Source organism: Mesorhizobium sp. WSM4842 (assembly GCF_055901575.1).
Map to the genome: position 1 here is coordinate 2,185,830 of NZ_CM148372.1, position 13,567 is coordinate 2,199,396.

The following is a 13,567-nucleotide window of genomic DNA, read 5'->3' on the forward strand; positions in this document are numbered from 1 at the left end:
AAGAACAGATATTTAGGGCAAGAATAGAACGGCCTCAATATGCATTGCGGCTAAACTGTTCTGTCAGCCCCGGATGTTCAGCGCTGTGCGTCAATGTCCAAAGCTTCGAGCTCGTCGATCAGCCCACCGATCACGCCAAGTCCGATCTGCCAGAAGGCAGGGTCGGTGGCGTCAAGACCGAAGGGTGCCAGGAGCTCGGAATGATGCTTGGTGCCGCCGGCGCGCAGCATGGCAAAATATTTCTCCTGAAAGCCACGCTCCGCATTCTGATAGACCGCATAGAGCGAATTCACCAGGCAGTCGCCGAAAGCATAGGCGTAGACGTAGAAGGGCGAATGGATGAAGTGTGGAATATAGGTCCAGAAGACCTCGTAACCTTCGCGCAGCTTGATCGCCGGCCCGAGGCTCTCCGCCTGCACTTCCAGCCAGAACTGGCCGAGCCGGTCGGATGTCAGTTCGCCGTTCTTGCGCTCGGCATGCACCTTGCGCTCGAACTCGTAGAAAGCGATCTGGCGCACGACCGTGTTGATCATGTCCTCGACCTTCTGGGCGAGCATGGCCTTGCGCTCGCGCTTGTCCGTGGTCTGGTCCAGCAGCGAGCGGAAGGTCAGCATCTCGCCGAACACGGATGCCGTCTCGGCCAGCGTCAGCGGCGTCGAAGCCATCAGCGCGCCCTGGCCTGCGGCCAGCACCTGATGCACGCCGTGGCCAAGCTCATGCGCCAGCGTCATCACGTCGCGCGGCTTGCCCATGTAGTTGAGCAGAACGTAGGGATGCGCCGACGGCACAGTCGGATGCGCGAAGGCGCCCGGCGACTTGCCTGGCCTGACCGGCGCGTCGATCCAGTTGCGGTCGAAGAAAACCCGGGCGATCTCAGCCATGTCAGGTGAAAAGCGCTGATAGGCGGAAAGCACCGTGTTCTTGGCCTCGTCCCAGCCGATGATCGCTTGCGGCGTTTCTGGCAAAGGCGCGTTGCGATCCCAGTGGTTCATCACCTCCATGCCGAGCCAGCGTGCCTTCATCGCGTAGTAGCGGTGCGACAGGCGCGGATAGGCGTCGCGAACGGCTGAGGCCAACGCATCCACCACGCTGCGCTCGACGCGGTTGGCGAGATGGCGCGAATCGGCGATGTCCTCGAAGCCGCGCCAGCGGTCGGAAATCTCCTTGTCCTTGGCCAGTGTGTTGGTGACCAGCGTGAACGTGCGCAGATTCTTGCGGAAGGTTGCGGCCAGCGCTTCAGAGGCCCGGCGCCGCACCTCGCCATCGGCATGCTGGAGGCGGTTCAGCGCCGGCTCCAGGGTAAGCTCCTCGCCATCGATGTCGAAGCGCAGATCGGTCATCGTCTCGTCGAACAGGCGGTTCCAGGCGCCGCGTCCGGTAATCGACTTCTCGTGGAAAAGCTGCTCGACCCGATCCTCGAGCTGGTAGGGTTTGTCCATGCGCAGATCGAGCACCCACGGCCGGTAGTGAGCAAAGGCGGGATCGGCAGCAAGCGCGGTTTCGATCGCGGCATCGTCGATGAAGTTCAGTTCGAGCGCGAAAAACAGAAGATGCGCGCTGGCGTCGGTCATCTTCTCCTGAATGTCACCATAGAGCTTGGCGCGCTGCGGATCCGCGGTGTTGCCGGCATAGATCAGTCCGGCATAGGAGACGATCCGGCCGATCAGTTCCTCCAGTCCCTCATAGGCGGCAAGCGCCTCGCCCAGCCTGCCGCTGTCGGCACGCTCCGCCTCGGCGGCGAGCGTGCCTTTCCAGCGGCTCTCGAAGCTGATGGCATCGGCCGCCGCCCTGGCGATGTCGCGCTTCAGCTCGGGGTCATCCATGCCCGAATAGAGATCGACGAGATCCCATTCCGGCAGATTGCCAAGCTCCGCCGCGCCCTGACCGGACGCCGCCGCCGCAAGCTGCCGACCAAAAACCATGCGCATTGCCGATACTTTCCAGATTGCAGGACCCAAGCGGTCAGACTCAAAGATTCAAGAGGGGGATTAGAAAGCCGGTCAAATCCTAAGGAATTCGTTCACCGGGTTTTTTGAAACCTTATTTAGAACCCTGTGCCAGGATGATCCATAGGGTGGATTGCCCTTGGGTGGGCATATTGGGCGAGCATCGTTGAACCAGTCATGACAGGTTCCATACTCATAGTCGATGACGATCCCGTGCAGCGCAGGCTGCTCGAGGCGGCCGTGACGAAATTCGGCCACAGCGCGATCATCACGGATGGCGGCGAGGCCGGTCTCGACGCCCTCGACGGGCCCAATGCGCGCGACGTGTCGGTGGTCATCCTCGACCTCGTCATGCCGGGCCTTGACGGTATCGGCGTGCTGAAGGCGATGCGTGAGCGGGGCATCCAAGTTCCGGTCATCGTACAAACCGCCCAGGGCGGCATCGAGACGGTCGTTTCGGCCATGCGTCACGGCGCTTTCGACTTCGTCGTGAAGCCGGCCTCTCCCGACAGGCTGCAGGCATCGATCGGCAATGCGCTCAAGGTCGAGGCGGTCGAGGGCGAAGTGAAGCGCACGTCGCGGCGGCGCGGCGGCCATCTGACCTTCAAGGACATGATCACCCACAGCCCGGCGATGGATCGGGTGATCCGTCTCGGCCAGAAGGCGGCCGCGTCCAACATCCCGATCCTTATCGAGGGCGAATCCGGTGTCGGCAAGGAGTTGGTGGCGCGCGCCATCCAGGGCAGCGGCGACCGCCGCTCAAAACCCTTCGTTACCGTCAATTGCGGCGCCATCCCCGACAATCTGGTCGAATCGATCCTGTTCGGCCATGAGAAGGGCTCGTTCACCGGCGCCACCGAAAAACACACGGGCAAGTTCGTCGAGGCGCATTCGGGCACGCTCTTCCTCGACGAGATCGGCGACCTGCCGCTCGACGTGCAGGTCAAGCTGCTGCGCGCCGTGCAGGACGGTGAGGTCGATCCGGTCGGCGGGCGTTCGACCGTCAGGGTCGACATCAGGCTGATCTCGGCGACACACCGCAATCTTCTGCAGCAGGTCAAGGACGGCAAGTTCCGCGAGGATCTGTTCTATCGCCTGAACGTCTATCCGATCTTCGTGCCGTCGCTGCGCGATCGTCGCGACGACATCCCGTATTTGGTCGAGCACTTCCTGGAGAAGGTTGCGCCCACCGATCCACGTCACCGCCTGCACGGCATTTCGGCTGCGGCGCTCGCCATGCTGCAGGCCTACGACTGGCCGGGAAACATCCGGCAGCTGGAAAACGCCGTCTTCCGGGCCTCAGTGCTTTGTGAAGGCGATGTGCTGACCGAAGAGGAGTTTCCGCAGATACGGGCGCAGGTCGAGGGCACCGTCAACCTCGATGCGGATGGCGCGTTGCCCGCCTCGCCCTTGGTCATCGAGCCGCCTGGCGAGGACGCGCCGGCCAATAACGGCATCGCTGCGACCGAGCGCGATCCGCCGGCCTGGCCGCAGCCCCGCTTCGGCACGCTGCGGGCACTCGACGAACGCGGCAATGTGCGGGCGCTGGCCGATGTCGAACTCGAAATGATCAAGCTCGCCATCGACCATTACAACGGCCAGATGAGCGAAGTCGCCCGCCGCCTCGGCATCGGCCGCTCCACGCTCTACAGGAAGCTCAAGGAATACGGCATCGATCCGGAAACAGGCCGTATCGACCGGCTTGCTTCCTGACAAAGCAAGTGCGGACCAGCTTGTCAGCCTGGCATCAGGACAATCGACAGTCATCGATCGGGCGTGACGTGCGTCGGGCGACACGCTTGCGGCGGTGTTCACGCATTGAGGCGGCCGGTAACAGATCGTGTTCATGGCAAAGGCCGAAACATGATCTAAACCAGCAGTTTACCAAGAAACCCTGCGCAATATTTTTGACGGGATATCGCCACGGTGTTACCGCATTTCGGCTTCAATAAGCGATGATTAACCATTAGGATCGATATTCGGATGCGAACACCACCGCATCCGTTGGTCAAATCCGGGGACAAACGGCAGCCTGCAAGGCCTTTTGATTTGAACAAAGTCGAACGACACACAAACGGGCGGCATTATCACATGAGCGTCTGGCCGAGATGGCTGGCAGCGGTGGTCCTCGCCTTTGGCTTCCTTACAGCGGCTGCGACCGGCGCCAGCGCCCAGACGCGTTCGCTGAAACTCTATAACCTCCACACCAAAGAGAAGGCGGAGATCGTCTTCAAGCGCGGCGGCCGCTACGACCAGGCGGGTTTGAAAAAGATCAACGTCATCCTGCGCGACTGGCGCCGCAACGAGCCGACCAAGATGGATCCGCGCCTGCTGGACCTGGTCTGGGAGGCTTACCGGCAGAGCGGCGCCACCGACTTTATCCAGGTCGTGTGCGGTTATCGCTCGTCGTCCACCAACTCGATGCTGCGCAGCCGCAGCAGGGGCGTCGCCAAGAAAAGCCAGCATATGCTCGGCAAGGCCATGGACTTCTACATTCCCGGCGTGCCGCTGAAGAAACTTCGCGACATCGGTCTGCGGATGCAGGGCGGCGGCGTCGGCTATTATCCGAGATCCGGCTCGCCCTTTGTCCACATGGATGTCGGCAATGTGCGCCACTGGCCGGGCATCAGCCGCCAGGAATTGGCGCGTGTGTTCCCCAATGGCAAGACGCTGCATGTGCCGAGCGACGGCAAGCCGCTGCCCGGCTATTCACAGGCGCTCGCCTCCTACAAGGCGCGCAAGGGCGCCGGCGCTCCCGCCATCGAACTGGCCAGCGCAGGTGGCGGTTCCAAAAGATCCGGTGGTCTGCTGGCGGCTTTCTTCGGCGGCGGTGAGGACGAGGCGGATGACAGCGCCGATGTCGCAGCCGCGCCAACGCCGAAGTCAACCAACGTGAAGCCGGCGAACGTGAAGCTGGCGAACGCGAAGCCGGCGCCGGCCGCCAAGAGCAGCAAGCTTCCGGGCATTGCCATCGTGTCGCCTCAGGATGCGAAACGCGCTGAGATTCCGCAGATCCCCGATGCGCCTGCTCCGGAACCGGAGGAGGACACGCCGGAAACGATCATTGCGGCGCTGCCGGCGCGCAGCGTGCCGCTGCCTGATTTCGCCCCGCGTCCGAAGACCGATGTCGGCGCTCAGCCGCCCGAAAACGTTCCGTTCGGCGTGGCGGATGCCACCGCCACCACCGAACAAGCGCCGGCTCCCTTCGGCATGGCCGAACCGTCCACTGTCGCCGATGCGGCGCAGGTTGCAGCCAACGACATTCCGTTGCCGACCTGGCGTCCCGATCACTCGCTGCCGGCCGACCTTGCAGCGGCCGACCTTGCGCCGCAGGACAAGGCTGTGCTTTTGGCGCTCGCGGATACGGCCGGCCACGGCAAGACCGCTACCGATGCGTTCTCGGTGCTGCCCTCGGCTCGGCCCGACTTGGTGCAGCCCGCCCAGGTCCAGCCCGACGCGGCCCAACCCGATGCGGTCAAGGCCGTCCTCGAGCGGGTCAGCGCAACCGACGAGTACCAGGTCGCTTCGCTGTCCCAGCCGAGTTCGGTCCTCAGCGATCCGGCGAACATCAACGCTGCATCGCCGCGCGAGGCTGTCTTTGCCCGCTCGCCGGGCTCCGATCCGGCCGCGGCGATCGGTGCGGGTGTGAAGACCACCCGCAAGGCAGCCAGGGCAACCGCCCGTGACCTGAAGCCTGGTCCCAAGTCCGTAGTCGTCGCCGCCGAGCCTCAGGCGGCGCGCTGGGCGTTGAACAGCGACGAGAATGTCGCCACCGTCTCCAGCGCGACGACGGCACCGCGCTATGCCTACAATATCGTGCACACGCCGCCGACCGAGGTCTACACCGCCGGCTTCCAGTCGAACGATCAACTGGCCGAAGCCAACCGGTTCACCGGCAATGCCGTCAAGTTCCTGTCGGTCGCCCGCTTCCAGACCAAGTAGCGGATCGACCAGCAATACAAAGCCGCGCCGGGTAACCCGCGCGGCTTTTTGCTGTTCGCAAACAAACACGCCGCGATGCTGCCAGTCCACTTGGGGATAAGAGTTTCTCTACCGCCCGAGCTTGCTCGCCGCGCGCGCCAACGCCTCGATTTCGTCCCACCTGCCGGCCTTGACCAAATCGTCCGGCGCCACCCAGGAGCCGCCGACGCAGATGACGTTGGGCAAGCTCAGATAGTCGGCGGCGTTCTTGCCGGTGATGCCGCCGGTCGGGCAGAATTGCACATCGGCGAGCGGCGAGGCGAATGCCTTGAGCGACGCAATGCCGCCCGACTGTTCCGCTGGGAAGAATTTCAGGAAACGCAAGCCTGCCTCGCGGGCGGCCATGATCTCACCCGGCGTGATGGCGCCGGGCAGCAAGGGAACGTCGCTGTCCTTCGCCGCCGCCAGAAGCTCGCAGGTGATGCCGGGGCTGACGATGAACTTAGAGCCGGCTGCTGCCGCCTCGCCGAACTGGCGGGCGTCCAGAATGGTGCCGGCGCCGACGATGGCGTCCTCGACTTCGCTTGCCACAAGCCGGATCGCCTCCAGCGCGTCAGCTGTCCGCAGCGTGATCTCGATCGCCGGCAGGCCGCCGCGCGCCAGGGCACGCGCCAGCGGCACGGCATCGGCGACGTTGGCGACCTTCAGCACCGGGATAACCGGTTGGCCGTTGAGGAGCGACAGAAGCTTTTCGGTCTTGCTGGGCATTTGTCGTCTCTCCGGTATTGATCCGTTCAACCGGTTAGCAGAAGGCCGTTTTTCTGTCCACGAAACCAAGCGTGTCGCGATGTCACGCACTGCCGGCAATTCCGGCAGCCCGGACAACAAGAAGAGGCAGTTCCACGCGTCAGCCTTGAATCGGCTTTCATGAGCGTTTAGTGGCTTCGGCGATGACACTGCCCAATCAACCTTTCCGCGTTGCCGCGCTCTATAGGTTTGCCCGTCTCGACGACTTCGAGGCATTGCGCGCGCCGCTCGCCGCCTTCTGCTGCGGACGCGGTATCAAGGGCACGCTGCTTCTGGCGCATGAGGGCATCAACGGCACGGTCGCCGGCAGCGAAGCTGACATCGCCGCGCTCATCGATCATCTCGGATCCATCGAAGGTCTCGCCGGTCTCGAGGTCAAGTACAGCAGCGCCAAGCAGATGCCGTTCCACCGCATGAAGGTGCGGCTGAAGCGCGAGATCGTCACCATGGGCGTTAGGGATTTCGATCCGACGGCAAGCGCCGGCACCTATGTCGCACCGGCCGACTGGAACGCGTTGATCTCGGATGCGGACACGATCGTCATCGACACGCGCAATGCCTACGAGGTATCGATCGGCACCTTCAAGGGCGCGGTCGATCCCGCTACGGCGAGCTTTCGCGAATTCCCGGCCTGGGTCGAGCAGCACCAAGCCGAGCTCGTTGGCCGGAAGGTGGCCATGTTCTGCACCGGCGGCATACGCTGCGAGAAGGCAACGGCCTATGTGAAGTTGCTCGGCTTCGAGGATGTGTTCCATCTCAAGGGCGGTATCCTGAAATATCTCGAAGAGGTGCCTGCCGAACAGAGCCTCTGGCAGGGCGAGTGCTTCGTCTTCGACGAGCGCGTCTCGGTGTCGCACGGGCTGGTCGAGGGTGAGGCGGAACTGTGCCGCGCCTGTCGGCATCCGCTGATCGGGCAGGACCTGTTACCGCCGAAATACGCTGCCGGCATCTCATGCCCGCATTGCTTCGATGCCCGTTCCGACCAGGATCGCGCGCGCTACGCCGAGCGTCAGCGCCAGGTCGAGCTTGCAGAAGCGCAAGGCAGGGCTCCGCACGTCGGACGTTAGAGCGACGTGCGTCCGCTTGGACGCACAAAGTACGCTCTGACACTTTGAATCTACGCATCGTGCTTCCGAAATGGATTCCGATTTTCGGGCCGACACTGCAGATCCTGACATCATCTTGTTTTCGCCATCATTGGCAAAGCGCTCATCCGTCATTGTAATGCCAATATGCGGGGCCTACCTCTTCAACGTCCGAAAACCTGCCCGTCCACGTTCGGCCGGGCCAATTCTGGAGGCATTGATGTTCGATCCCAAGAAGCTCCTCGACGATCTGCTCGGCTCGCAAATTCCCGGAACGGGGTCGACCGTCCGCGACAAAGGGGGTCAGGCGATGCAGATGGCCAAGGACAATCCGCTGGCGGCCGGCGCGCTGGCCGCGGTGCTGCTCGGAACCGGCGCTGGCCGTCAGGTCACCGGCACTGCGGTGAAGCTCGGCGGCCTGGCCGTGATCGGCGGCCTCGCCTACAAGGCCTACCAGAACTACAAGAACGGCAAGGCGCCTGCGGAGACGGCCGCAGCCGGCTCGCCGGAATTGCTGCCGCCGCCCGCCGACACCAGCTTCCATCCCTCGCAAGCGCCGCAAGGCGAGGACGAATTCACGCTGACGCTGGTGCGGGCGATGATTTCGGCGGCGAAGGCCGACGGCCATATCGACGACGACGAACGGCAAAAGATCGCCGGCAAGCTCAGCCTCGCGGGCATCGGCTCCGACGCTGAGAAATTCCTGATGTCTGAGCTGGAAACGCCGCTCGACCTGGATACGCTGGTCGCCGGCGCCCAAACCGACGCGCAGAAGCTCGAGCTCTACACCGCCTCGCGCCTCGCCATCGATCTGGATACACGTGCCGAACGCGGCTATCTCGATCTGCTCGCCGGCCGCCTCAGCTTGCCCGATGCACTGCTCGACCATGTCGAGGCGACGGTGTCGGCGGCAAAAGTGCCGGCGCCAGAGGTGCCGGAGTCAGGGGTGCCGGCGTCGGGAAAGGCAACCGCCGGTTCGCGCTGGTAGGCTTCCGGGCCGCGGAGAGCGGGAATCCGGGCACCGCTCTCGCGTTAATGTCTCGTTTACCTAGGAAGCGCATGATTTTAGGTAGTCGGATCGGCTTTCCTCCTCCCAAGCCGGTTCAGATCAGGGCGGCCGCCAATGGCCGCCCTTTTGTCGATGCCGTTAGCGCATGAGCCGAAATCGGAATCGATTTTTGGAAGCGATCATGCACAAAATCAAATTGCTCGATATCAAGGTGCTATGGCGTCCTTTGCGGACACGCGGCGCTGCAGGAGGACAGTTATGACAGACTACAAAACAGCCATCGTCACTGGCGCCGGCACCGGCATCGGCAAAGCCGTCGCTACGGCGCTGCTCAGGGCCGGCTGGAACACGGTGTTCTGCGGACGCCGCAAGCCGGTGCTGAACAAGGCGATCGCCGATGCCGGATCTACACAAGCCAAGGCGCTGGCGGTCGCCTGCGACATCAGCAAGGCCGATCAGGTCGACGAGATGTTCGAGACGGTGGCGGCGGCCTTCGGCCGTGTCGACCTGCTCTTCAACAATGCCGGCACAAGCTACAAGTCGACATTGATCGACGAGATTCCCGTCGAGGTGTGGAACGAAGTTGTCGGGGTCAATCTCACCGGCTCGTTCCTGTGCGCCCGCGCCGCCTTCGGCGCCATGCGCAGGCAACAGCCGATGGGTGGCCGCATCATCAACAACGGCTCGGTGTCTGCCTACGCGCCGCGTCCGGGCTCAGTGCCCTATACCGCGACCAAGCACGCTATTACCGGGCTGACCAAGACGCTGGCGCTGGACGGCCGGCCTTATGACATCGCCTGCGGCCAGATCGACATCGGCAACGCCTTGACCGACATGGCGCAGGCGATGACGGTCGGGGTACCGCAAGCCAATGGCTCTATCGCCGCCGAAGCGGTGATGGATGTCCAGCAGGTCGCCGATGCCGTCGTCCATATGGCCAGCCTGCCGCTCGACGCCAATGTGCTGTTCATGACAGTGATGGCGACGAAGATGCCGTATGTCGGGCGAGGGTGAGCGGTTGGTTCGCGTAAGCGAATTCATCGTGCCAGTGGCACGATGAAGGCCGGCGAACGCCTGGACGCTGCGCAGCAGCGGGGACCCGGCCGGGCCGCGATCAATTTTGGCTAGGACTGCATAACCGAAAGCGGCACGCCGGGAAGATACAGCGAAATGGGGCGGATTTCGTAGACGGCGGTCGGATTGACGCGGCGAAGGTCGCGCGCAATCGCGATCGCGGCATCGCGCGTGGCGCAGTCGACGACGTAGAGCCCCAACAATTGTTCCTTGGTCTCGGCGAAGGGTCCGTCAATGACCATTCCGGCGCCCGGCCCGCGCAAGGTACAGGCGTCTTGGGTCGCCCCGAGCCGCGCCGCCGGGCCAAGCGTGCCTTCGCGGTATAGCCGTTCGTTTATCTGGAGCAGGTCGGTCATCAGCGCCGCATCCTCGTCCGGAGTCAGCGCAGTGATCACTTCCTCAACGTGATAGGCGAGGATGGCATAAAACATCTGACGTCACCTTTCTTCGGTCGTGAATTCTATCGCCGACGACAGCGATCTCCTCGTTGAGACAGTGCCGCGCGTTCTATCGGGCGCAAAGGACGCCGTAGCACTTTGATTTGCGCCTCCGCGAAAATCGATTCCGATTTCGGGGTAATGCGCTTGTTCTCACTTGCCCAGAAACGCCTCGATCCGCTCCAGCGCGCGCAGGATGTTCTCTTCGGAATTGGCGTAGGACAACCTGATATAGCCTTCGCCCAGGATGCCGAAATCGGGTCCGCCGATCAGCGCTACGCCGGCATCCTCAAGCAGGGCAGACGCCAGCTTCTTGGCCTTCCAGCCGGTTTTTGAGACATTGGGGAAGGCATAGAACGCGCCCTTCGGTGTGATGCAGGAAACGCCCGGCAAGGCGTTCAGCCCTTCGACCACGATCTTCCTACGGCGGTCGAAGGCGCGCATCATCTTGTCGACGTCGTCCTGCGGACCGTCGATGGCCGCGATACCGGCATACTGGCTCGGCGCGTTGACGCATGACCAGCAATTGACCGCGAGCTTGCGCACCTTATCGTAGAGGTGGGCGCCCTTGTCGCCGTTCGGCCAGATCGACCAGCCCATGCGCCAGCCGGTCATCGCCCAGGTCTTCGACCAGCCATTGAGCACGATCAGCCGGTCGCGGATCTCGGGAAAGTTGAGCAGCGAGCAATGCGTCTCGCCGTCATAGGTCATCACGTCGTAGATCTCGTCGGAGAGGATGGCGACATCAGGGTGCGCTTCCAGCCCATTGACCAGCTTCTCGATCTCGGCGCGGGGGGTGACCCCGCCGGTCGGGTTGGCCGGCGAGTTTAAGATCAGCAGCCTGGTCTTCGGCGTGATCAGCGCCAGCGTCTCCTGCGCCGAGAAGGCAAAGCCGTTCTCCTCGCGCATCGGCACCGGTACCGGAGCAGCACCGGTGAACTCGATCATCGAGCGATAGATGGGAAAGCCGGGATCGGGATAGAGGATCTCGGCGCCCGGTTCACCGAACATCAGGATCGCGGCAAACATGGTCGGCTTGCCGCCGGGCAGGATCATCACCGCCTCGGGCGAAACCTCGACGCCGGTGGTGGTCAGCGCGCGGCGCACCACCGCTTCTCGTGTCGCCAGCAGGCCGTTAGCCGGCGTATAGCCGTGGTGGCCGTCGCGCAGCGCCTTGATCGCCGCCTCGACGATGTGCTGCGGCGTCTTGAAGTCGGGCTGGCCGATGCCGAGATTGACGATATCGCGGCCCTGATGGGCGAGCGCGGTGGCACGAGCCAGCACCGCGAAGGCGTTTTCCTCGCCGAGACGATCGAAGGCCGAAATCGTGTGGAGCATTTTTCCCGTCCGTGTGGTTCTTTCACCGAGCGAGCGTTTTTGTGAGCGTCCTTTCGCAAAAGTCAAACGGATTGGAGCTTTGGGTGTCGGAAAACCTCAAGAATTGGCAACCGCGCCCGCGGCCCGAACGCAAAGTCCTGGAGGGGCGCTATGCCAGGCTGGAACCGCTCAACGCCGAAAAGCACGGCGACGGCCTGTTCGAGGCGTCGTCGGTGCCTGACGTCGATGGTCGTTTCGCCTGGCTGTTCGACTATCCACCGCAGACCCGCGCCGCCTTCCAGCCATGGCTGGACAAGGCCGAAGCCAGCGAGGACCCGCTGTTCTTCGCGGTCATCGACAAGGCCAGCGGCAAGGTCGCCGGACGCCAGACGCTGATGCGAATCGATCCGGCCCATGGCGTGATCGAGATCGGCAACATCTATTGGGGGCCGCTGATCTCGCGCAAGCCGGCGGCGACGGAAGCGCAGTTCCTGTTCATGAAATACATTTTCGATGAGCTTGGCTATCGCCGCTACGAATGGAAATGCAACAACCGCAACGAGCCGTCGAAGCGCGCGGCCGAACGTTTCGGCTTCAAGTTCGAGGGCATTTTCCGCCAGCATCTTGTGGTCAAGGGCGAAAACCGCGATACCGCGTGGTACGCGATCATCGACAAGGAGTGGCCGGCACTGCGCAGAGCCTATGAGGCATGGCTCGATCCGGCCAATTTCGATGGCGACGGTCGCCAGAAGCGACGGCTCGAGTATTTCCGCGCCGAGTTCGGCGCCTGACCACGATCCCGAAAAGTGGAGGCCGGTTTTCGGATAAGATCATGGTCAAACAAGACGGATCATGATCCCGAAAAGTGGAGGCCGGATTCGGGCAAGATCATGGTCAAACGAGATTGAGCCTCCATCCTGATTCTGCCGGGATGGATCAGGCTCTAACAGGAGTTTGCAGATGGCGCATGACCATGGTTCGCAAGGGCATGACCACAGCGACGGCGCCGGTCATGTGCACGGCTCGACCGACAAGAAACGGGTGCTGATCGCAGCCTGCCTGACCGCCGGCTTCATGGTCGTGGAAGCGCTTGGCGGTCTCTTCACCGGATCGCTGGCGCTGCTGGCGGATGCCGGCCACATGCTCGCCGACTGTATCGCGCTCGGTCTCGCCTGGTATGCTTTTCATCTGGCCGGCCGGCCGGCCACCGTTCGCCTCACCTATGGTTTCGGCCGGGTCAAAACGCTGGTCGCCTATACCAACGGCATCGCCATCTTCGTCATTGCGCTGTGGATCATCTATGAGGCTTGGGAACGCCTGCTGACGCCTGCGCCCGTGCTCGGCGGGCCGATGCTGGTCGTCGCGATCGCCGGTCTGCTGGTCAATATCGGCTCCTTCTTCGTGCTGCATGGCGGCGACCGCGACAGCCTGAACATGCGCGGTGCCATCCTGCACGTGCTCGGCGACCTGCTTGGCTCGGCGGCGGCGATCATAGCTGCGCTGGTCATCCTGGCAACGGGCTGGACGCCTATCGATCCGATCCTGTCCGTCCTCGTCTCGCTGCTGATCCTGTCCACGGCCTGGTCGCTGATGCGCGAAGCAGCCCATGTCCTGCTCGAAGGCGTGCCGGCGAGCCTCGATCGCGACCTGATCGCCAGGGACATAGAAGCGACAGTCAAGGGCGTGCGCGAGGTGCATCACATGCATGTCTGGTCGCTCGACGGGTCAAGCAACATGGCGACCTTGCATGCTTGCCTCTACGATGGCGTAGATGCCCACAAGGCGGTCAGCGCCATCAAGAAGCGGCTTGCCGCCGAGCATGGCATTGCCCACGCCACCGTAGAACCGGAATTCGGCCATTGCGCCGACAGCCATGATGGCCACGATGGCGAGCACGACCATGCGCACGATGCGGCTCCGCATCATGGCCACTATCACTGATACCGGGAGTTCCATGGCATTGATAACGAA

The 13,567-nt window shown here is 63.1% G+C and carries 11 protein-coding genes; 7 read left to right on the top strand and 4 right to left on the bottom strand.

Features of this window, described 5'->3' with window-relative positions; genetic code table 11:
* Positions 1–77 precede the first annotated feature (77 nt).
* Entirely contained in the window at positions 78–1,928 is a 1,851-nt protein-coding gene (locus AC0NIE_RS10520; RefSeq protein WP_473486432.1) for a M3 family oligoendopeptidase, read from the bottom strand.
* A gap of 195 nt (positions 1,929–2,123) precedes the next feature.
* Between AC0NIE_RS10520 and AC0NIE_RS10525 the strand changes: the two genes are divergently transcribed.
* On the top strand, positions 2,124–3,659 hold the full coding sequence (locus AC0NIE_RS10525) for a sigma-54-dependent transcriptional regulator (RefSeq protein ID WP_473486433.1): 1,536 nt from the start codon (positions 2,124–2,126) through the stop codon (positions 3,657–3,659).
* Between the two features lie 378 nt (positions 3,660–4,037).
* Complete coding sequence (gene mepK / locus AC0NIE_RS10530; RefSeq protein ID WP_473486434.1) at positions 4,038–5,888, top strand: peptidoglycan L,D-endopeptidase MepK; 1,851 nt, start codon at positions 4,038–4,040, stop codon at positions 5,886–5,888.
* 108 nt (positions 5,889–5,996) lie between these two features.
* On the opposite strand, the gene AC0NIE_RS10535 is transcribed toward mepK, so the two are convergent.
* Positions 5,997–6,635, bottom strand: a complete 639-nt coding sequence (locus AC0NIE_RS10535) for a 2-dehydro-3-deoxy-phosphogluconate aldolase (RefSeq protein WP_473486435.1) — start codon at positions 6,633–6,635, stop codon at positions 5,997–5,999.
* A 182-nt stretch (positions 6,636–6,817) separates the two neighbouring features.
* Here AC0NIE_RS10535 and trhO point away from each other — a divergent pair, with 182 nt between their 5' ends.
* From trhO to AC0NIE_RS10550, 3 genes are all read left to right on the top strand, one after another.
* Positions 6,818–7,741: an oxygen-dependent tRNA uridine(34) hydroxylase TrhO gene (trhO, locus tag AC0NIE_RS10540; protein WP_473486436.1), complete on the top strand. Its 924-nt coding sequence runs from the start codon at positions 6,818–6,820 to the stop codon at positions 7,739–7,741.
* Positions 7,742–7,979: 238 nt separating this feature from the next.
* Positions 7,980–8,747: a tellurite resistance TerB family protein gene (locus tag AC0NIE_RS10545; RefSeq protein WP_473486437.1), complete on the top strand. Its 768-nt coding sequence runs from the start codon at positions 7,980–7,982 to the stop codon at positions 8,745–8,747.
* A 279-nt stretch (positions 8,748–9,026) separates the two neighbouring features.
* Positions 9,027–9,782, top strand: a complete 756-nt coding sequence (locus tag AC0NIE_RS10550; RefSeq protein ID WP_473486438.1) for an SDR family oxidoreductase — start codon at positions 9,027–9,029, stop codon at positions 9,780–9,782.
* A gap of 110 nt (positions 9,783–9,892) precedes the next feature.
* Here AC0NIE_RS10550 and AC0NIE_RS10555 read toward each other — a convergent pair whose 3' ends face one another.
* The gene (locus AC0NIE_RS10555) at positions 9,893–10,273 is read right to left on the bottom strand and encodes a YciI family protein (RefSeq protein ID WP_473486439.1); all 381 of its coding nucleotides are present in this window, start codon (positions 10,271–10,273) and stop codon (positions 9,893–9,895) included.
* Between the two features lie 159 nt (positions 10,274–10,432).
* Positions 10,433–11,617, bottom strand: a complete 1,185-nt coding sequence (locus AC0NIE_RS10560; protein WP_473486440.1) for a pyridoxal phosphate-dependent aminotransferase — start codon at positions 11,615–11,617, stop codon at positions 10,433–10,435.
* A gap of 83 nt (positions 11,618–11,700) precedes the next feature.
* Here AC0NIE_RS10560 and AC0NIE_RS10565 point away from each other — a divergent pair, with 83 nt between their 5' ends.
* Positions 11,701–12,387 carry a GNAT family N-acetyltransferase gene (locus AC0NIE_RS10565; protein ID WP_473486441.1) on the top strand — a complete coding sequence of 229 codons (687 nt, stop codon included), beginning with the start codon at positions 11,701–11,703 and terminating at the stop codon, positions 12,385–12,387.
* Between the two features lie 169 nt (positions 12,388–12,556).
* Positions 12,557–13,537 carry a cation diffusion facilitator family transporter gene (locus AC0NIE_RS10570; protein ID WP_473486442.1) on the top strand — a complete coding sequence of 327 codons (981 nt, stop codon included), beginning with the start codon at positions 12,557–12,559 and terminating at the stop codon, positions 13,535–13,537.
* Positions 13,538–13,567: the final 30 nt, after the last annotated feature.